The sequence below is a fragment of the Carboxylicivirga sp. M1479 genome, from assembly GCF_007097485.1.
Taxonomy (GTDB): Bacteria; Bacteroidota; Bacteroidia; order Bacteroidales; family Marinilabiliaceae; genus Carboxylicivirga.
Window position 1 is genome coordinate 90,471 of the sequence record NZ_VKDE01000004.1, and the last position, 22,608, is coordinate 113,078.

General features: G+C 40.0%; 14 protein-coding genes. 13 read left to right on the forward strand and 1 reads right to left on the reverse strand.

Going from position 1 to position 22,608, the window contains the following annotated elements; genetic code table 11:
• Positions 1–4 precede the first annotated feature (4 nt).
• From FNN09_RS03980 to FNN09_RS04035, 12 genes are all read left to right on the forward strand, one after another.
• Positions 5–1,714 (forward strand): glycoside hydrolase family 9 protein, encoded by a 1,710-nt coding sequence (locus tag FNN09_RS03980; RefSeq protein WP_143300189.1) that lies wholly within the window; start codon positions 5–7, stop codon positions 1,712–1,714.
• An 86-nt stretch (positions 1,715–1,800) separates the two neighbouring features.
• The gene (locus FNN09_RS03985; RefSeq protein ID WP_143300190.1) at positions 1,801–3,402 is read left to right on the forward strand and encodes a sulfatase-like hydrolase/transferase; all 1,602 of its coding nucleotides are present in this window, start codon (positions 1,801–1,803) and stop codon (positions 3,400–3,402) included.
• A gap of 28 nt (positions 3,403–3,430) precedes the next feature.
• The gene (locus tag FNN09_RS03990) at positions 3,431–4,909 is read left to right on the forward strand and encodes a sulfatase (protein WP_143300191.1); all 1,479 of its coding nucleotides are present in this window, start codon (positions 3,431–3,433) and stop codon (positions 4,907–4,909) included.
• A gap of 30 nt (positions 4,910–4,939) precedes the next feature.
• A complete protein-coding gene (locus FNN09_RS03995; RefSeq protein WP_143300192.1) occupies positions 4,940–6,934 on the forward strand; it encodes a sulfatase in 1,995 nt (664 codons plus the stop codon).
• Positions 6,935–6,961: 27 nt separating this feature from the next.
• A complete protein-coding gene (locus tag FNN09_RS04000; protein ID WP_143300193.1) occupies positions 6,962–8,479 on the forward strand; it encodes a sulfatase in 1,518 nt (505 codons plus the stop codon).
• 100 nt (positions 8,480–8,579) lie between these two features.
• Positions 8,580–10,031: a sulfatase gene (locus FNN09_RS04005; RefSeq protein WP_185968859.1), complete on the forward strand. Its 1,452-nt coding sequence runs from the start codon at positions 8,580–8,582 to the stop codon at positions 10,029–10,031.
• Positions 10,032–10,125: 94 nt separating this feature from the next.
• Positions 10,126–11,577 carry a sulfatase gene (locus tag FNN09_RS04010; RefSeq protein ID WP_185968860.1) on the forward strand — a complete coding sequence of 484 codons (1,452 nt, stop codon included), beginning with the start codon at positions 10,126–10,128 and terminating at the stop codon, positions 11,575–11,577.
• Positions 11,578–14,433, forward strand: a complete 2,856-nt coding sequence (locus tag FNN09_RS04015; RefSeq protein ID WP_143300196.1) for a glycoside hydrolase family 9 protein — start codon at positions 11,578–11,580, stop codon at positions 14,431–14,433.
• A gap of 112 nt (positions 14,434–14,545) precedes the next feature.
• Positions 14,546–15,184: a polysaccharide deacetylase family protein gene (locus FNN09_RS04020; RefSeq protein WP_143300197.1), complete on the forward strand. Its 639-nt coding sequence runs from the start codon at positions 14,546–14,548 to the stop codon at positions 15,182–15,184.
• Between the two features lie 42 nt (positions 15,185–15,226).
• Entirely contained in the window at positions 15,227–17,467 is a 2,241-nt protein-coding gene (bglX, locus tag FNN09_RS04025) for a beta-glucosidase BglX (protein ID WP_143300198.1), read from the forward strand.
• A 36-nt stretch (positions 17,468–17,503) separates the two neighbouring features.
• Positions 17,504–18,976, forward strand: coding sequence for a sulfatase (locus FNN09_RS04030; RefSeq protein WP_143300199.1), 1,473 nt, complete (start codon positions 17,504–17,506; stop codon positions 18,974–18,976).
• Positions 18,977–19,000: 24 nt separating this feature from the next.
• Positions 19,001–20,095, forward strand: coding sequence for a glycoside hydrolase family 5 protein (locus FNN09_RS04035; RefSeq protein ID WP_143300200.1), 1,095 nt, complete (start codon positions 19,001–19,003; stop codon positions 20,093–20,095).
• A 416-nt stretch (positions 20,096–20,511) separates the two neighbouring features.
• Here FNN09_RS04035 and FNN09_RS04040 read toward each other — a convergent pair whose 3' ends face one another.
• Complete coding sequence (locus FNN09_RS04040; protein ID WP_143300201.1) at positions 20,512–22,155, reverse strand: tetratricopeptide repeat protein; 1,644 nt, start codon at positions 22,153–22,155, stop codon at positions 20,512–20,514.
• 309 nt (positions 22,156–22,464) lie between these two features.
• Between FNN09_RS04040 and FNN09_RS21085 the strand changes: the two genes are divergently transcribed.
• Positions 22,465–22,602 carry a hypothetical protein gene (locus FNN09_RS21085; RefSeq protein WP_185968861.1) on the forward strand — a complete coding sequence of 46 codons (138 nt, stop codon included), beginning with the start codon at positions 22,465–22,467 and terminating at the stop codon, positions 22,600–22,602.
• Positions 22,603–22,608 lie beyond the last annotated feature (6 nt).

Genomic DNA, 22,608 nt, shown 5'->3' on the forward strand with positions numbered 1-22,608 from the left:
TGATATGAAAGTTAAAATTGCGAATTATAGCCAGATATTATTCATCGTTATTTGTACATTTTTAAGTGGAGTTGCAACAGCACAGCATATGAATCAGTATGCTTTTCATTCCGCTTCGGTTAAAAGAGTGTTTTTACCTGAAGTTAATGCAGGGCAGTCATTTAAAGTATTAGATGCAAAAGGTAATGAGCTTGTGAGTGCAATGGTTACTGAAGCTAAACTTTGGGAATATTCTAACACAAGCGTTGCCGTAGCCGATTTTTCATCACTAGTTGACGAGGGGAGCTACGAGGTAATTATAGACGGCAGTGATTCTAGCATAACCTTTTCAATTACCGATAATGCCTATCGCGAGCCTGGCACATCGCTGATAAAGTCGTATTACATGGCACGTGCTACTGAGCCAATTCTAGAAAAGCATGCTGGAGAATACGCTCGCTTGGCTGGTCACCCAGATGATAAAGTAGTTATACATCCATCGGCAGCCAGCAAAGAGCGCCCGGCAGGTAGTACTATTGCATCGCCTGGAGGTTGGTACGATGCTGGCGATTACGGCAAGTACATTGTTAACTCAAGTATTAGCACTTTTACTTTATTGCACTTGTATGAGCTATTTCCTCAATACCTAAAAGGTTTGGAATTGAACATACCTGAGTCAGGCGACAAAGTGGCCGATTTATTAGACGAAACACTGGTGAACCTAAGGTGGATGATGACCATGCAGGATCCGCATGATGGAGGAGTTTACCATAAATTGACGACTAAGAAATTTTGTGGTATGGTAATGCCTCATAAAGATATTAAGGATCGTTTTGTGGTGATGAAAACAACCGCTGCAACATTGGATTTTGCCGCAACCATGGCAAAAGCATCACGCATCCTTAAAAACGAAAATAAACACTTACAGCAATTAGGTACAGAGTGTTTCGCAGCCGCTGAAAAGGCGTGGGCTTGGTGTAAAGCTCATCCTGATTTGCTATATGTACAACCAAAGGATATAAGCACTGGGCAGTACGATGATAAAGAGATTTCTGACGAGTGGTTTTGGGCGGCAACTGAACTGTACTTAGCCAGCGGTAATAAAAAATATAAAAAGGATATTCGATTTGACGAGCAGAAGTTTTCGCAACCTGAGTGGCGCCGTGTTAACTCCTTAGGCCTTTATAGTATTCTTAGCAATGAGAAAAATGCTAAAGGATTAAACATTACTGCTTCTAAGAAAAAAGTACTGAAGATGGCTGACAAGCTATACAAACAATATACCGAGTCGGCTTATCGTGTTTCTATTGATAAATTTCCGTGGGGAAGTAATGGTGAGGTAATGAATGATGGTATGCTTCTTATTAATGCCTACTTACTTTCAAATGACCAACGCTATTTAGAAGCAGCAGATGCTTGTGTTGCTTATGTAATGGGTGCTAATCCATTGAATAAAGCATTTGTGACAGGCTATGGAAAAAATACACCCATGTTTGTGCATGACAGACGGTGCGCCGCAGATGGAATAGAAGCTCCTATTCCTGGTCTTTTGGCCGGTGGACCAACGAATTCGGTTCAGTCAGATTGTGGAGAGACAGCATATGGAACCAAGATTCCGGCAATGAGCTATGTGGATATGGAGTGCAGTTACTCGACCAATGAAGTGGCCATTAACTGGAATGCGCCAGCCGTCTTTGTTTTCCTTGGTTTAGATGCTATTTACTCATCTAAATAAAGTAAACAATTTGATGAGCTTAGGTGCTGTGCTGCTAAGAAATGAATGAATTAAGCACCCAAAGGTGACTTGTAAAGAAATTAAGTATGACTAGATTTATAATGTGGTGTTTGGTGTTGTTAAACTACATGACAGTAGGCTGTACAACTCAAGCAAAAGATAAGGAACAACCCAATATTATTTTCTTTATAGCGGATGACATGACCCGCGATATGTTTAATTTTTTACCTGAAAGTAAGGGAAAGAATTTGACACCCAATCTTGATAAATTGGCTAACGAAGGAACCATAATGATGGGACAGCATGTGAGTGCCACCGTTTGTACGCCTAGCCGTTTTAACGTGTTAACCGGTAAGTATGCAAGCAGGGCGAATAATCCCAAGGTATTGAACCAGATAAAGAAGAACGAAGGCCAACGCATTGTTGAATGGAACACACATATCATGCCTGGTGAGCCTAACCTGGCGAACCTATTAAAGAAGGCAGGTTATACAACCGGCGCTGTTGGTAAAAACCACGTGTACGAAGTAGCGGAATGGGAAGGCATACCATTAACCGCTGATGCCAATGATCCCGAGGTGATGAAACAGCAAGTAGCTAATTATTATGCTACTCAAGCCGCTTATAAACAATGCGGATACGATTATGCAGACGGTTTATTTTATGAAAACCCCGATTTTAATGGTCCTCGTGCTTTGGCAGTTCATAACCTTGACTGGTCGACTGAAGCTGCAGTCAACTTTATTGAAGGAACAGACAAAAAGCCATTCTTCTTATACTTTGCAACTACCTTACCACATGGGCCCCTAAAAGCAGAAAGGGCTTGGAATGCCGATAGAACGATTACTCCCTTGGGTAAGATAGATAAGGCACCAGAAGTATTGCCTCATCAGTCAACGATTCCCACTCGTTTAGAGAAAGCTGGTTTGCCAGTTAACGATCGCAAAGCCAATTTGTTATGGATGGATGATGCTTTAGGCGCTCTCATCAAGTCCTTGAAAGAGAATGGTCAGTATGAAAACACTATTATCTTTTTCTTTAACGACCATGGTCAGTTTGCAAAGGGTACGGTTTATCAAGGTGCTACCGCTAATCCTAGTGTTGTGTGGAGCCATAAAGGTTTTAAAGCGGGCCACACCAATAACAACTTAGTGTCAAACGTCGATTTTGCGCCCACTATTTTAGATCTTGCAAATGCTACATACAATGATGAATCGTTTGATGGAAGAAGTTTTGCACCCATTTTGAATGGCGAGAAGGTAAAGAAACGCGAGTCTTTGTATTTTGAGATTGGGCATTCTCGTGGTGTTCGCAAAGGAAACTATAAATATTTAGCTGTTCGTTATCCACAATGGGTAGATAAGTTATCGGCTGATGAGCGTGAAGAGATATTAGAAGCTTATAATAAAAAGTTAGCCATACGAGGAAAAGGGCCAAATAATACCGATGCTACCAAGCCATTCGGGCACGTTCAAATAGTGCCAGGTGGTGGTGATGCCGAGTTTCCTGCAACACAACGTTACCCTGATTATACAGCGCTCGATCAGTTATATGATTTAAAGAATGACCCGCATGAGCAAAATAATTTATTTAACCATCCTGATTATCAAGAGGTGGTAAAAGAGATGAAAGCAGAGCTTTTGAAGCACATGGAGTCCATACCGGGTAGTTTTGGTGAGTTTAAATAGATATACATTGTAATTGAGATTAAAAGAGATGATTAGAGTGGTATATAGAATGGGCATATTTGGTTTTTTAGTTACGATGTTGCTATCCTGTAACAAGGTGGCTGAAAAACCAAATGTCTTGCTTTTGTACATGGATGACTTAAGGCCTGAGTTGGCTTGTTATGGACAAGAGCATATTCAATCACCTAATATTGATGCCCTGGCAGCCAAAGGTGTACAGTTTAACAATGCCTATTGTAATGTAGCCGTGTGTGGTGCCTCACGTGCTAGTATGCTTACTGGTTTGCGGCCAACTCAACATCGGTTTCGAGATTATAAAACATTCGTTCAGAATGATGCAGCCGGGGTAATAACATTGCCTCAATTATTTAAGCAAAATGGCTATACAACCATCTCTAATGGTAAAATATATCATCATCTGGATGATCGCATGGGTGATTGGGATGAAGTGTGGCGCCCTTATGCTTTTGATGAAAACCCTGAAGGACTAAAGCCTACTGATTGGTGGGAATCATTATGGCGCGATTACCTCAATGCTGATAATGCCGGAATATATAAAGCTACCAATCGTGGCCCTGCATTTGAAAAAGCTGATGTGCCTGATTCAGCATATATTGATGGCTTGATGACACAAAAAGTACTTAAGGATTTAGAAAAGTTAAAGGATACTCGTCAACCATTTTTATTAACTGCAGGATTTATAAGTCCCCATTTACCTTTCAATGCCCCGGCACGTCATTGGGCAAATTATAAGCGGACAGAGGTAAATCAACCGCTAAATAATAAGGCAGCTGCTTCTGAACCTGAGGCTTTGCGTTTTGCATCACATGAGCTGAGGCAGTATACAGGTATTCCTCCACTAGATGAGAGACTGAATGATGAAATGGCTATCTCACTAATTCATGGGTATTATGCCACTGTTAGTTATGTTGATGCATTAATTGGTCAAATACTACTTAAACTCGAGGAGTTAGAGTTGGATAAAAATACCATTGTTGTGTTGGTAGCCGACCATGGCTTTAATTTGCAGGAGCACGGGCAGTGGGGGAAATGGACCTACCATTTAACATCAACACAAGTGCCATTGATTATTGCATCGCCAACAATTAACGGCAATGGCAATACACAGGCTTTGGTTGAGTTGGTTGATCTGTATCCAACTCTGGTAGAACTCTGCCAATTAGATAATGCACCTGAGCAATTGGATGGAACCAGTATGCTTCCCTTGCTTAAAGATCACGGTTTGGAAGGGAAGGATTATGTTTTGATTAATAACCGAAATGCCTTTACAATTAAAACATTACAGTATAGTTATACCGAACTTCTGAGTGTCAATAACAATGAGGTAATTGCCCGAGCTTTATACGATCATTCGCAGGATAGTAAAGAAGAAGTGAATGTGGCAGAGCAGGCTGCATATACCCATGTTGTTGATCGTTTACATGCAATATTGCATAGTGAGTTTCAATACAATATAGCATTGGAGCACGACGGCTTAGAGGATTAAAAAAATAGAATAACAGAAATATACAACGATATGAAGAAATGGATTTCCTTAATTGTTCTAACGATTGCGTTTAATTTAAATGCACAAGAGCGCCCCAATGTATTGTTTATCGCTATTGACGACATGAAACCTTTAACAGGTAGTTATGGAGCTGATTTTATGGTGACGCCGCACATGGATGAATTAGCAAACTCAGGCGTAATATTTACCAATGCACATTGTCAGCAAGCGGTGTGTGGACCATCACGAGCCAGCATAATGACCGGGATGCGACCTGACTATACGGGTGTATGGGATTTAAAAACACGCATGCGCGATGTCAATCCTGATATATTGGCCATGCCCGAATTTTTTAAAAATAACGGTTATGAAACGGTAGCGGTTGGTAAAATCTATGATCCTCGTTGTGTTGATAAGGAATACGATAAGCCATCCTGGAGTATCCCTTATAAAGAAAGTTCGAAATATATTTACCCTGCAGAATATGGCGAACCTGGCTTGTCGTATTATGCCTTAAAAGACCGTAAAGAAAAGGTACACGCTTTGGAAGCCGAGGCTCGTAAGAAAGGTGTTAACGTGCACAAATACGTATCAGATCGTTTTAAACCATCGGTAGAAATGGCTGATGTGCCCGATGAGGCCTATATTGATGGGCAGATCGCCAACAATGCGATTAAATACATTGATCAGTTTTCAAAGGAAAAGAGCAAGCCCTTCTTTTTAGGAGTAGGTTTTAAACGACCTCATTTACCATTTGCTGCCCCTACCAAGTATTGGGAGTTATATAAGCGCGATGAAATAGAATTAGCGAAGTATCCATATCCGGTTAAGGATGGAGTTAATATGGCGTATCACAATTCAGGTGAGCTACAGAGCTATACCGATATTCCTCCATTGAGTTCGTTTACTGATATAAATACAATGGAGTTGCCTGATGATAAGCAGAAGGAACTAATCCATGGGTACTATGCAGCTATCTCCTACATTGATGCGCAAGTGGGTAAAGTGATGGCCAAGTTAAAAGAAACAGGTCTGGATAAGAATACAGTGGTGGTGCTTTGGGGTGATCATGGCTGGCATTTGGGCGATCATTCAATGTGGTGCAAGCACTCTAATTTTGAGCAGGCAACGCGCGTGCCTTTAATTATAACTGCGCCAGGTTTTGAGGCCGGTACTTATGCCCACCCTGCTGAGTTTATTGATGTTTTCCCAACCTTATGCGAATTATCAGGCCTTAAAACACCTAGTCAATTACAAGGGCTTAGTTTGGTTCCTGCCTTTAAGGATAATGATGAAATGGTAAAACCAGTAGCGGTAAGTCAATTCAACCGAGGTAAGAAAAAAGGATATTCCATACGAAGCGATCGTTTTCGATTAACCCTATGGATGAAGGATGGTTGGAATACCTCTAAACCATTAATAGGTGATGAAATTGTTGCCGGTGAATTATATGATTACCAGATGGATGAATTGGAGACAACTAATTTATACAACAAGGCTAAATATGAAAAAGTCAAGAAGCAATTGGTACAGGTATTTATTGATTTTGTGATACAGCAAAATAGCGAATTAAAAACTTCTTCTACCTCATCAGCAACAGAAAATAAGCCGAAGGTGGAAAATAAACCCACTATTGAAATAGGAACTACTTTTGACGATAACTGGGGAACGATTGAGCGTAAAGGAGCCAAAGCTGATTTCACCATCAAGAATGAGGTTTTAGTAGCCAATGTTGAGGCGCTGGGAGAAAATTCATGGGACTTACAGATGAAGTACAAAAAGGATTTGGAATTAAAGGCAGGCACCACATTGGTGTTGAAGCTGTATAGTAAAGGGCCGGAGATGAAAATCAACCTTGGTCCCGTAGACAACTATCGCATCACAAGAAAACTACCTGCCAGCAACGGCAAAAAGGAGCAAATAATAAGGTTTACAGTCGAGAAGGATGGCACCTATCCAGTAAAATTATCATTTACAGGCACAGGAGAGTATCACATATGGGGACTAAGAACTGAGATTAAATAAATATAAACCTCGCATAAAAAGATAAGCATGAGACAATATTTCTATCCCATATTGCTGCTAGCAGTTGCCATATTGAGTAGTTGCAAACCTAATTGTTCGAAAGAAGATACTAGTGAAACCAATCTTCAATTAGAAACACTTAAAGATGTCAAGCAAAAGCGGAATGTCATTTTTATCCTAACCGACGACCATCGTTATGATTATATGGGATTTACCGGTAAAGTACCTTGGTTAGAAACGCCAGAAATGGATAAATTGGCCAGTGAAGGGGCTTATATGAAAAATGCCTTCGTCACTACTTCTTTATGTTCTCCTAGTAGAGCAAGTATCCTTACCGGTCAATACTCACATGTACACACATTGGTTGATAACCATGCACCCGATCCTGGAAATCTTATTTATTTTCCACAATATCTGCAGAAAGCCGGTTACCAGACAGGTTTCTTTGGGAAATGGCACATGGGTGATGAGCATGATGATCCACGTCCGGGATTTGACCATTGGGAAAGCTTTAAGGGACAAGGCGATTACTATGCGCCTAATTTAAATATTAATGGTGAACGAGTTCAGTACGATGAGGATACCTATGTCACTGACTTATTGACCGAACACGCCTTAGAGTGGTTGGATGAGCGTGATCAAGAAAAACCATTTTTCATGTATTTGTCGCATAAGGCGGTGCATGCCTTATTTAAGCCAGCCAAACGACACGATGGAGTTTATGATGGAAAAACGATTGAAAAGCCTTCAACCTATACACAGACCATTGGTGAAGAGTATAAAGACCTGAAATGGCCTGAGTGGGTGAAACAGCAACGTCATAGCTGGCACGGAGTTGATTATATGTACCATGGTACGAATGGCACTTTCGATGGCAATCTTCAGAAATATTGTGAGACACTGTTGGGTGTTGACGAAAGTATTGGTTCGGTGATGGGTTGGTTAAGAGAAAATGGATTAGACGAATCAACCTTAGTGATTTATATGGGTGATAATGGCTTTAGTTGGGGTGAACATGGCTTGATCGATAAACGTCACTTCTACGAGGAATCAGTTAAAGTGCCAATGTTGGTGCGTTGTCCTGAAATTTTTAAAGGGGGAGAAAACATAGAGCGTATGGTGCAAAATGTGGACGTGGCACCAACGATTCTTGAAGTAGCCGGATTAAAGAAACCGGATTATATGCCTGGAAAGTCATTTGTTCAGTTGCTTCAGGGGGATGAAACCGATTGGAGAACACGTGTTTATTATGAGTATTTCTGGGAGTATGATTTCCCAATGACACCAACCGTATTTGGTGTTCGTACCGACCAGTATAAGTACATGCGTTACCAGGGCATCTGGGATCAGAACGAATTATATGATATTATTAACGATCCTGAGGAGAAATACAATCTGATGGGTAATCCGGAGTATGCTGAGGTAGCTAAACAGTTGGCCTCTGATTTATATGGTTGGTTGGAAGAAACCCAGGGAATGAATATTCCATTAAAACGTACCGTGAAGAACCCTTATGGCGATTACCGTCATTCAGATCAGTATTAATGAAAATCATGCTGCATTGATACAATGCAATTTTAAGATAATAATGTTGGAAGTGGGGGTGGAGGTTGCTTCATCCCCATTTTTGTAAATGAAAGACTCTATGAACAAGCCCATTTTATTTTTTCTGGTAAGCTGCCTCTTATTAATAACAGAAATAACAGCGAACACTCCTGAGTCTCAAGAAAAACAACCAAATATATTATTTTTTCTGGTGGATGATATGGGTTGGATGGATGTGGCCTATAATGGTTCATCAGTCTACGAAACACCGAATATTGACAAATTGGCGACTGAGAGTATCGAATTTACCAATGCCTATGTTACTCATCCTCGTTGCGTGCCTTCGCGTTACTCCATATTAACAGGCAAGTACCCCGCTCGTATTAAAAGGCCAGGGCCGGGTAAAATGAAGCTGGAGGAATTCACCATTGCTGAAGCGCTAAAAGAGACGGGATATGCTACTTTCTTTACCGGTAAATGGCATTTAAGTATGGGAGGAGCCAGCATGCCCGATAACCAAGGGTTTGATGTAAACATAGGAGGGGGTAAAGCAGGTGCTCCTATTTCCTATTTTTATCCTTATAATGAACCGCCGCATCACCAGTTTAAAGTACCTATTTTAGGTCTCGAAGAGGGAGAAGAAGGCGAGTATTTGAGTGATCGTTTAACCCGCGAAACCATAAACTGTATTGAAAAGCACGTAGATGCTATGCCAGATGTGCCTTTTTTTGCCATGCTGTCTCATTATGCTGTGCATGAGCCAATCGAAGCAAAGGAGGAAGATGTGAACTACTATCAGCGCAAGATTGAGAAACATACATTTGAACATCCTGAATACCTAAAGGAAAGCCATGGCTTAAGCAAAATGCGTCAGGATAATGCGACATATGCCGGCATGGTCAAGAGTGTTGATGAGAGTCTTCAGCAAGTCATGCTTGCATTGGAGGAAATGAATATTGCTGATAATACCATTATCGTTTTCTTTTCGGATAATGGAGGCTTGTCCAATACAGGCACTGAAGAGCGATTGTTGGCCACATCGAATTATCCCTTACGAGCAGGTAAGGGGCATTTATATGAAGGAGGAGTACGTGTGCCATTGTTGATAAAATGGCCCCAAAAACAGAAACGGGGAACAAGCAGTGATGCGGTAATTACCGGTGCTGATTTATACCCGACTTTGTTGGAAATGGTTGGCGTCGACCTTCTGCCTCAGCAACATTTGGATGGAGTTAGCTTTAAATGCTTATTTGATAACCAATCTAACCCGGCACCTGATCGTTCAATTTTTTGGCATAATGCCATGGCACGACCAGTACGTACTGGCGATTACTACAGCTCTGCCGTGCGTAAGGGTCCTTACAAACTTATCGACTTTTATAAAAAAGGGTACATGGAATTGTATAACCTGGAAAACGATCCCAAGGAAGAAAATAACCTGATTGAGACGCACGCATATATTGCCGATTCATTAAAAAAAGAAATTATTGACTGGCGGGTGTCCGTAGATGCTTATTTCAAGCCAGATAATAAAAAGAGCAAATGGGATTAGCTGTGAAATGAATGTTTATAGGCTGCTTCAGAGTAGATATTTATAATCCATTGAGCAAAGGAATTGGGCATTGAAAAAATGTAAAAGTATGAGAATGAAAAATATTAAAGTAGTATTGCTTTTGCTTGTTTTTGGCATTAGTATGCCATCACAAGCAGGTGTATTATCGAAGAAACGAAACGTCCTATTTATTGCGGTAGATGATTTAAAACCCATCGGTGGATTGTATGGGGATAATACAATTTATACTCCCCATCTTGATAAACTGGCTCAAACAGGATTTGTTTTCGATAATAACCATTGTCAGCAAGCTGTTTGTGCGCCAACGCGTGCTAGTATTTTAACTGGTAAACGCCCGGATTATACCCAGATTTGGGACTTAAAAACATTTATTCGCGATAAGCAACCAGACATTGTGACTTTACCACAGTATTTTCATTCCAAAGGCTATCAGACAGCTGCTATTGGAAAAGTGTTTGATAAACGATCGGTGGATGAGAAGCATGATTCCTTATCATGGTCAATACCCTATTTGGAAGCGGAAGGCTCAAGTGTAGTTGGAGGGGGATACATGAAAGAAACAAGAAGGGTATCAACTGAGTGTGCTGATGTGGCTGATTCCACAACTATGGACGGTCGAATGGCACTGGATGGAATTGAGTTAATGCGACAACTGGCTTCTGATGATGAACCTTTTTTTCTGGCTGTGGGCTTTCATAAACCTCATTTGCCTTTTGCTGCACCTAAAAAATATTGGGACTTATATGACCGCAGCAAAATAAAAACAGCTTCATTTATAGAAAAAGCAGAAGGTTCACCGGACTATGCTTATCAACCAGGCTGGGAAGTACGCAGCCAGTATGAAGATGTGCCAAAGGACTTTGATGTGCCAATTTCCATTGAAAAGCAAAAGGAATTAATTCATGGATACTATGCCTGTGTGTCTTTTATCGATCAGCAGATTGGTTTGGTCATTGACGAATTGGATAAACTGGGTTTACGTGAGAATACCCTTATTGTCTTGTGGGGTGATCACGGCTGGCACCTGGGCGATCACAATATGTGGTGCAAACATACCAACTTTGAACAAGCGACACGCTCACCACTCGTTATAGCTTTAGATGATAAATACATTGGAAGAACAAATGCACCAACTGAATTTGTGGATGTGTTTCCGACCATTTGTGATTTAACACGCGTGAAAGCACCGGAATATATTGATGGATTAAGTTTAGGACCAATCATGAAGGGGAAAAGGTCTGAAGTAAAACCTGTAGCTGTTAGTCAATTTACCAGATGGCCGGATAGAATGGGTTATACCTTCAGGGATTTCCGTTATCGCTATACTGTTTGGATGTCTAAGGATTTTCGCTCAGGACAAGCATATGATGCGTCGCTGGTTGATGATGAAGAGCTTTATGACTATCAGGAGGATCCTTTGGAAACGAAAAACCTGATTGAAAAAGCAGAATATAGTGAAGTGAGAAGGATGATGGTGGAGAAGTCAAAAGTATTTTTTAAAAAAGCTGTAGAGAAAAATAAATAGATGAATAAAAAGATATACATTTTTGTACTAGGATTAGTTTGTTCCATTTCAATGTTGGGGCAATTTCAATCCACGCAGCCTTATTCGATTGAAACCCGAAGCACCGGAAGGTATTTGAATGCCAATGCTTCTGCAAATTCTAAATTTGTTTACAGCAGAGCTAAAAGTGAGTGGCAAATTATCAATAATGGAGATAATACATTCCGAATTTTAAATACTGCAAGCAATGAAGTTTTAGCAGTTAAAAATGCGTCACTTCTTGTAGATGAGAAGGTTTTAACAGAATCTTGGAGTTCGCAGGATCATCAAAAATGGTTGTTGAATACATCAGAAGGGTTTTTCACCATTGTCAATGTGAAGTCGCAATTAGCTTTAACGGCAATTGATGAAATACCAACGGTGATTGACCCTAATCCTGATGTTGCTTATTATAATTTTTACAGTTCAGTAGGAGCGGGAGTGCAGCAAAGTTATGTAGCTAAGGAAGCACAGCAATTCCATATTGCCCCCATCAAAGATAGTTATCAGGAGGCATTAGTAGTACCTCAGTTAGGTTGGAAGCCACATCACAAAAAAGAAGCTTTGCTTATATCCAATACAGAACTGGGTGTGCCCACTTTTAATGTTGTTGATGCACTTTCTCAAACATCGGTACTGACCGGTACCATGACCAAATGGACGGCTACCTCTACCTGGGGGCAATACTACTATGTGGCCGATTTAAGTACATTAAGCACCGAAGGTCATTATCAAATTCAGGCCAATGGTTTGGTCACCAATATGCTTATAGGGAATGATATTTATTCCGAGATTAAGTATAATAAAGGCGGAATGCTGAGTTATAGCGATTTTTTTAATGGATTTTGGAAATACAATCGCTTTTACCCGGAAATACAAACCATCAAGAAAGCAACTGTTTCTGATAACAATGGCACTGAGGAATTTACGGTGACAGGCACGTATGATGTACCTCCATATGGATGGTTTGATGCCCATTCACGGGATTCAAAGATGGGTCGAACCGCCAAGGCCATTGCCGATATGTGCCTGGGGCATTTCCATACAACTAATTTGGATGATAAACTGGCACTTGAGGATGAGATTAAATATGGTTTAGAGCATATTTTTCGCACAAAAAATAATGATGGTAGTTGGCCTGCCGGAAGGATTCGAGAAACGACGCCTCCTCGCATTCATTATTATTGGGTTACCAATGTGGATGCCTATAACTCAGCCCGTATTGCTAAGGCTTTGGCGCTGGCCTATCAGATCTTTAAAGATTCTGAACCCGACATAGCGGCAGAGGCTTTGTCAACAGCTGAGCTAGCCTGGGGTTTTGTCATTAACAATGAACTTTTGGTAGACGAAAATATCGGTAAAAGCTTTAAAGGACAATCCGTTGATTTATTGGGAGCAGCCGTTGAGATGGCTTATGCAACCGGAGAAACGAAGTACTTTAATAAGGCCGATGAGATGTTTAATGCGGCTAAATTTAAGAATGGTATTTTTACAAAAGAAGACGGCACAAAATGGCCTTCAGAAACAGGGAATACCTATGCAGAGCTGGATAATGGCTCTATCCCTTCATTATGCCGCTATTACAACATTGCGCGCACCCAAGGTATGCGTGAGCGTGTGACCTGGGTGATGGAAACCTTTTTGGATTTCTGGTCTGCCAAACCTATGAGTCCGTTTGGTTTCCCGCAACACCCAATTGACAGAACAACTGATTTTGGCAATACCATTCAAGTGGCACGTTTGGCCTATAACATGCTTGGCTATGCCGATTATTTGAATAATGAAGATGCTTATGAAATGGCACTTGCAGCTTTTTATCATTTAACGGGTTATAATCCTTATGCGACTTCATACATTGTTGGTTTAGGCGATGAAGAAATCACCCCATCGGTTAACTTCTTTAAGCGCTCATATGAAGATGGAATCGGAGCCATACTTCCTGGATTTACCAATGACGGAACAAGTTTTATTCAGAGCTTCGAAAAGTACCAGACGGGTGAAAGTGTTGTACCCATTTCAAGTACTTTGTTTTACATCTTGAGCAGCTTAAATAGTCGTTCAGATATTTCCGCAGAGCCTGAGGCTCCTGTTCTAGGTGATTTAAAAATTAATGAAGTGAACAGCCATGCCACACCCAATGCCTCTTTTGTAGAGATTTACAATACAAGCAATAAAACCATCAGTCTTGAAAATATTTATTTGGAGCATTATAATACAAGTGCTAGTTATCCTGGTTATAATGGACGCAAGCTAATGAGCGGAACGATCGAGCCATATGGTTATGTAATTGTCACCCGTGATTTGACTGACTTTGAAGATGCACATGGCATATCAGCCGATTTTAGCCATGGAGGTATACATCTTAATGCTAATACTATCGGTTTGGTCTTACGACATGGTAGTTTAGGTACACTCGATCAATTTAGTGATGTGACTACGTCGACTACTGCTTTTGGGGATGATCACCTTTATGTTCGTAATGGCTATAATAATGATGGGACCGATTTGTCGCTTCATTGGATAGACAAAGGTACGCAACAAAGCGGAACACCTAAGGCTTATAATGGAGATATTCCTACATTCATAAAACAAGATGAATCGTTGCAGAAGATACGTGTGTATCCCAATCCATTTTTGAGTTCTTTTCGTATTGATATAGGGAGGGATAATGTAAGAGCAGATGTAAATATCCGCACCATTGGTGGAAAATTGTTAAGTCAATTCAGAAGCGTAAATGACCGTGCAATAGAATTTGGCAAGGATTTAAATCAAGGTGTATATTTGGTAGAGGTGATAAAAGGGAACGAGAGAAAGGTTTTAAAGCTGATCAAACGCTGATGATAAGTTGATTAGGGATAGTAAAGAATTTTTATGGCTTCATGCTGAAAAAACCTAATCAAACTATTGGTAACTAATATGAAGGATAAAGAAAATTGAAGAATTTCATTCTATGTATAGAACAATTATATTAGCACTAGGACTATTTATGTATGCACAGCTTGGTGTGGCGCAATTGCAAATCAATAAGCCAAAGACCATATACCTGACACTTGATGACGGACCGTCCGGATCTTTAACAGAGCAATTTCTGGATTTGTTTGACCAATATGCTGTGAAGGCTACTTTCTATCATATGGGTAAGAAGGCTACACATCAAATATCACTTTGCAAAAAGATTATCAGCAAAGGGCATGAAATCGGGAATCACAGCTGGACGCATAGGAAGCTAACGGAATTATCTGAAGCAGAGGTGAGGGAAGAATTAATATCTTTTCAGGATTTGTATATGCAGCAACTCAATTACCAACCTGCCACTTTTAGAGCTCCATTCTTAAAAACCAATGCCTTTATTGATGGTTTGGTGGATAGTTTGGGCATGACAAACCATAAAATAAATGCTTATGCCAGGGATGCAAAACCTAAGGTTGAGGTAGAAATAGTCGTTAACCATTTAAGTGATCTGAATGGCGAAAAGGTAGTGATATTATGTCACGAACGTCCTCATACCTTAAATGCATTAAAGAGCTTACTGCCAATGTGGAAGGATATGGGCTATGAGTTTAAAGCATTGGGAGATGATAGACAATAGAAAGTGAATAGGCAGGTAAGCATAAAAAAGCAGATAACGAAAATGAACAGATTGGCAACAAGATTAATATTGGTGGCAGCATGCTTTTTAATGGTGTGTTGTGCTACTCAGGAAATTACCAAAGAAGAGAAGCAGATTGAAGAGCTGTTGGCTCAAATGTCTATTGACGACAAAATTGGACAAACCGCTTTAAGAGGTACTTCCAGTCGAGTAAAAGGGGCATTGTCTGAGGAATTTAAACAAGCCGTTCGTGATGGACAGGTAGGCAGCGTACTCAATGTGATGAATGTTGAATATGTCAAGGAGTTGCAAGGTATCGCTGTTGAAGAGAGTCGATTGGGTATTCCACTTATTTTTGCCCGTGATGTGATTCACGGTTTTAAAACCATCTTCCCCATTCCTATTGGTTTAGCAGCCAGTTGGGATGAGCAAACAGCTTATGACTGTGCTCGTGTTTCGGCCCTTGAAGCTTCGTCTCAAGGTATTCGCTGGACTTTTGCTCCCATGCTAGATATTGCTCGTGATAGCCGTTGGGGAAGAGTGGCCGAGTCGCCGGGGGAAGATCCATATTTAGCATCGATTTTGGCCAAAGCATACATCAGAGGTTTCCAAGGGGATAGTTTATCAGACCCAAGCTCTATGGCAGCTTGTGCCAAGCACTTTTTGGGGTATGGAGCGGCCATTGGTGGGCGTGATTATAATTCGGTAGTTATCCATAACGCGGAAATGCAAAACATATATCTACCTCCGTTTAAGGCAGCTATAGATGCAGGATCGGCCACCATTATGTCTTCATTCAATGATATAAACGGTATTCCTGCCACAGGCAATCGATTTATTCTGCGCGATATATTACGCGACCAGCTGGGTTTTAATGGCTTTGTAGTGAGTGACTGGAATTCGGTAACAGAAATGATACCACATGGCTTTGCAGCTGATGAAAAGGAAGCCGGCAAACTATCCGCCATTGCAGGTTTAGACATGGAAATGACTAGTGCCGCATACCAGAAGCATTTAAAACAACTCATTGAATCGGGGGAAGTGAGCATGGATGTGCTAGATGACATGGTACGAAACATCCTAAGGGTAAAAATACAACTGGGGCTTTTCGAATCGCCATACATACCTGATCATCATCCAGGACAGATGTACGCAGATGAAAGTTTGGCATCGGCATATGATGCTGCAGTTAATAGCTTTGTGTTGCTTAAAAACAACAAAGTATTGCCATTAAATACAAGCGACAAGATTTTTTTAACCGGGCCTTTGTCCGATGCACCACATGATCAATTAGGTACCTGGTCGTTTGATGGTGATAAGGCGCACACCGTAACGGTAAAAGATGCCTTTGAAAGTAATTCATCCACACAGTTTATTAATGGTTTGAATTATAGTCGTGATACATCAAAGAAACAGTTTAGAGCCACGCTAGCTAAGGCTCAAAAAGCCGATGTGATAGTTTTTGTTGGTGGAGAAGAGGCTATCCTCTCAGGCGAGGCACACAGTCGTGCCGATATCCGTTTACCCGGTATTCAAGAAGAATTACTTCTTGAACTCAGTCAAACGGGTAAGCCAATTGTATTGGTAATAATGGCGGGACGACCAATAAATATTATGGCTGTATTGCCACATGTAGATGCTGTTTTGATGGCCTGGCATCCAGGTACGAATGGAGGGCCGGCCTTGTATGATGTATTGACCGGCAGTAGAGAGCCAGGGGGCAGATTACCTATCACCTGGCCCAAAAGTGCAGGGCAGTCGCCTATCTATTATAATCAAAAGAATACTGGCCGTCCGGCCGATAAGGAATCGTTCGTTCATATGGATGATATCCCGGTTGGCGCCTGGCAAAGTTCACTTGGGAATAAAAGCCATTATCTGGATGCTGGATTTTTACCAGCCTTTCCTTTTGGTTATGGACTGACCTATACTAGTTTTGATTATTCCAATTTGCAGCTTTCGGATACGACAATGAATGATGCGGGTAATATAAAGATGATTGTTACCCTAACCAATACAGGCAGCCGAAAAGGAACAGAAATAGTGCAACTGTATTTGCAAGATCAAACAGCCAGTATTACTCGTCCGGTAAAAGAGTTGAAGGATTATCAAAAGGTAACTTTGTTAGCCGGTGAGTCTCGCGAAATTGAATTTATTATTAACGCTTCGCAGCTCACATTTTATAATAATGATAATAAAATGGTGTTGGAACCTGGTGTTTTTAATGTTTTTGTTGGAGGTAACTCTCAGCATGTACTCTCTAACTCCTTTCGTTTTGAATAGGAAATAGAGGTCTTGAAAAGAAATAAAAAATGATTAATGATGAGAAATAGTTATTTATTGACCCTGCTAATTACCGTATTACTGCTAAATGTCGGGGAAGCATCGGGCAAGAAACGTCCGAATATATTGTTTATCGAATGCGACGATTTAATGCCGCGATTTATGAATAAAGTGGGCGATGGTTTTGGCATCACACCCAACCTGGATCAGTTGGCCACAGATGGGGTTTATTTTAAAAACTCGGTGTGTCAGGCACCCATGTGTGCACCGTCGCGAAATGGGTTATTAACCAACCTGTATCCGCACGAATTGGGCTTTTACCGTAACGGACATCGCAAGTTACTACCTAATGATGTATGGACATTTCCACAAGAACTGCAAAAACATGGCTACACAACAGCGTATATCGGAAAAACTCATATGCGCCCAAAATCCTTTAAGCAGTCAAAAGAAGAGGCCTTGTTGAGTTATGGTTTTGATTATGCCAAGGCTACAGGTGAACGTTACCAGCTGTGGAAAAAGCTAAACGTCAAAAAACCATATGGAAAACAAGATGTGTTTATTAAGTTTCTAAAGGACGAAGGGAAATATGAGCAGTTTCTGGAGGATAATAAACATGGTGCCTGGTCGTGGTACAGTCATAGCACCATGGATGATGATGTGCATTATCTGGATGGTTACACCACCATGGTAGGTAAAAACTGGCTAGAGACGCAAAGAGATGCTGAAAAACCATTCTTTTTGTGGTTTAACTTCTGTTTGCCACACGATCCGTATGATGCACCTAGTCAATATCAACAAGCCGCCAAAGCCATTGATATTCCTGCTGCTAAAACCGCTAACTTTGGTCATGAAGTGCCCGAATTGTTAACCAAGGACTCGCATGGTAAATTACCGAATGCTGAAAACCTGGCTCGCAGACGAGAAGGGGAAGTTGCTAATGTGATGTTTATGGATAAGATGATTGGAAACCTGGTAGAACAGCTAAAAGAAAGTGGCTTGTATGACAATACCGTGATCGTTTTCTTTTCTGATCATTCCATTTTTCTTGGCAACCATGGCATCGACGGTAAAGGTTCTTTGTTTGAAGAGTCTCTGCTGGCATCATTAATTGTAAGTTATCCAAAATATTTTCAAAAAGATGTGGTATCGGACATGCCAGTTGAGTTGATGGATTTAGTGCCGACAGCCTTTGAATTAGCGGGGATTAAAAAGCCTGAGAAAACGGCGCAGAATGGCAAAAGTATTGTGCCTGTATTATCAGGTAAAATCGAATCGGTTCGTAAGTATGCTATTTCAGAAATATGGCAGGCACAGGCAGTGAGTGGATCGCGCTTTCGCTTAATCGCAACGGAATTAGGCCATGAGTTTTTGTACGATCATGATATTGATCCATATGAAATGAATAATGTGGCAGAACAACACCCTGAAGTAGTGAATGAGATGAAGGACTATCTTGAGCGATGGAAAGCATCAACAGGTGAGTTTATTAAACCAAATACCTACTAACGATATTCTTAGAATCTATTTCCCATGAAAACATTAAGCTTATCATTAATTTTAGTTCTTAGTTTTTTATTGTCCAATGCTCAGGAAAATACCTTAGCAGGATTTGAAATTCAGAATAACAAACAATTGCGGTTTGTACGAGATATGGGCGTAGGCTGGAATCTTGGAAATACACTTGATTCTAAAGGGAAGGATGAAACAGCATGGGCCAATCCTAAAGCCACCAAGGAGCTTGTTAATGTTATAAAAGAAAAGGGTTTTAATACGCTAAGAGTGCCGGTGACCTGGCAATACCATATTGGAGCTGGTCCTCACTATCAAATAGAGTCGGCTTGGTTAAATCGAGTGGAAGAGGTTGTAAATTATGGTTTGGACAATAAAATGTACGTGATTATTAATATTCATCATGATGAAGAATGGGTAATCGCAACCTATAAGGAGTGTGAGAGAGTGAAGCAACAACTGAGCAAGGTGTGGACTCAAATTGCTGAACATTTTAAAAACTACCCCGATAAACTAATATTTGAAACCTTAAATGAAGTGCGATTAAAAGATACACCTGAGGAATGGAATGGGGGTAGTGCTGAAAGTCGTGACTGCCTCAATCAGTTTCACCAAGTGTGTGTCGATGCTATCAGAGCCACTGGGAATCGAAATAAGCAACGTTATCTGATGATATCACCTTATGCTGCATCATCGATACCAAATGCTCTAAATGATTTTTATTTGCCCGACGATAAAAACCTTATTGTATCGATCCATAATTATTACCCTTGGAAGTTGTGCCTTGAAAAGACACGCAAAAACTGGGGGACTGAAAAGGATAAGATGGAACTAGACAAAGAGTTTGACCGCTTAGTAGCAAAATATTTATCCAAGGGTATACCGGTTGTTATGGGAGAATGGGGGACCATGAATAATGAAAATACCCAGGATCGTATCAGGCATGCCGAATATTACTCGGCAGCATGCTTGAAAAGAGGAATCTGTCCTATTTGGTGGGACAATGGTTATCCTCACGAGTTTGCTATTATTGATCGCAAAAATAACGAATGGCTATTTCCCGAAATAGCAGATGCTATCATACAGTCGCAAATAATTTTTTCTACGACTAAATAGCAGTAATATAGAACCTGAATGGGATAGGTTAAAAGTGCTCATTGCCATTTTGAACTATCCCCACACTCCATTATAAATGCACTGCATAGCGTATGACATTCTTTAGTAGAGAGTATAGATAGGGAAAACAACCTAATGGCATTCTTTATTTTTTAAATTGAGTAATTGTATCAGCAATAGCTAAAATAATGGCTGTACTTACGGTTGTTATAACGGCGATTAAAAAGATCTTAAATATTAGCATAATTTTCAGTTTTAAAGTGATTGTTAGTACAAGCAATTATGCAATGCTTATGCCAAAGCGAGATGTTAACTTACCCTTTAACGTCTTTTAATATTCGGAAGCAAATTTATGAACGTGCCCCCCGTAAATATTAATGGTGTTTTGCAATATGGAATATTTGGTTTAAGAAATGCTAAAACCCTTCAAGATAGGTGATCAAATTCGTGTCCTTTCCTGTCAATTCGAGACGTTTACGAAGACGTCCGCGTGCAACCTCAACTCCTCTTACTGTTTGGTGTGTTATAGCTGCAATTTCTTTCGAGGTCATATTCAATCTTAAAAGTGCGCACAGCCTTTCTTCCGAAGGGGTTATTTCTGAATGCTTAGCCCTTATTTGTTCGTAAAAGTCTTTATGTACCTGATTGAAACGCAGCTCAAATTCTTGCCATACTTCATTATCCGATTGCGACTGCAGGTTATAAATAATTCGCTGTAATGGTTTCTTGTTTTCCTCTTTGAGTTTTTCTTTTAGACTTATAAGGTTTTTAGCCACATTATTTAAAAGTTCATTCTTCTGAACTAAATACATCACATTGGTTGTTAATTCTCTATTTTTGGTTTCTACCTCAACTTCAAGCTTCGAGTTTTCAAGTTGCACTTTTTTCTTTTGCATTCGAAGCAGAAAAAGTACCAAAATTGCTATTAAGAGTATGGCTAATAATACAATTATTAAAATAGTATAGAACGACTTTATTTTGGCTTTTTCTAGCTTGTTGCTCTCTTCGATTTTATCAACCTCAAATGAAATTTGTAATTGCGAAAGCTGATTAACCTTTTGCTCGTTAATCAGGCTGTCACTAAGTGATTTGTATAGCTTGTGCTGTTCAAGTGCTTCCTTATATAACCCTTTTGATTCGTATATCTCATACAAGAACATATGCGATATTTTCTGTGGTTCTAATATATTAACACTCTGAGCAATTGCTAAGGATTTTTTTGCGGCCCACTCAGCGCTGTCTACTTTATTAGTTGTGGAGTAGTAATTTGATAAAAAATAGTACGATTTGGCCAAGCCCTCCAATTCTTCATCTTCCTGCCTAATCGTAATGGCTTTCATAAGATGCTCCCTAGCTATATCGAAATTACCATTTGATATTTCAATTTTCCCCAGGTTATTGTTGATTGAACCAATTATGTGTCTGAAATTTATTTCTTTTGCTACCTGTAATGCCCGTTGGTAATAAATAATGGCATCTTCACTTTTACCAATGCTTTCGTAAGCACTGGCTATGTTATTATATATTTGCGGCAGAAAGCGTTTGAATTTTTCGTTTTCCTCTTCGTTAAGTTGATAAAAGTAATCGATTGCCTGTTTGTAAAATTCAATTGCATTGGTGAAATTTTCCAGGCGATCGTAGATCATACCCGTATTATTGTAGGTACGTACGAGTCCAACACTGTTGTTTAGTTCCTTAAAGCCATTAATAGCACTTAGGTAATCTTCTAAGGCATCGTCATAATCACCCAAGTAATAGTGGGTAGCCCCATTTTCCAATTGAAATTCCGCCAGCCATCGTTTATCCTTATTATCGCTGGCTAATGTTTGTCCCTGATTTCCAAATAAAATAGATTTTTTAAGATCATACCTGCGCGTTAGTTTAACAAGTTGCATTAATAGGGTATACTTCTTACCTATATCCTGTTCGTTTTTCAGTCGATAAGATAAACTATCCTCCTGAACAACATCATTGGCTTGTGCGCATATGGTGTTACTTAACAGGATTAAGCTCCATAATACTACTAATAAAGATGTCCTATTTCGTTTTTTATTCACCATACACCTGCTTTGAATCCCGAGTAATAAAGCTCTAAAATACTCAATTAATTTCAATAAACAGGATCTGAGTTTTTGTGCTCTCAATCGTTGAATTGTAGCTTGAGAGGTGTTAATGGGCAGTTATTCAGCAGGATGTAGTTTTTTGTGAGAGGTGATTTTTTATGAAATACTTAACTCAAAAACGTTATGCTGAGGTTTTGTGACAGGTATGAGATGTTGTGAGATGCCACATTTTTTGAAGTACGCATCAAAAATTAGCTGATTTGCATTGATCCTTAAAATGTATAACCCAAAATAACAATCTGAGGGATGAAAAGCGAGATAAGTGATAAAGACATCTACCGACTGATAAAAAAACGAGAAGAAGAGAATAAGGTCTTCAAAAAACTCCTTCAGGAATTAGACAAGACAAAATCAAAAAAGACACATAAGAAGAAAGTACGTTAGTTAAAA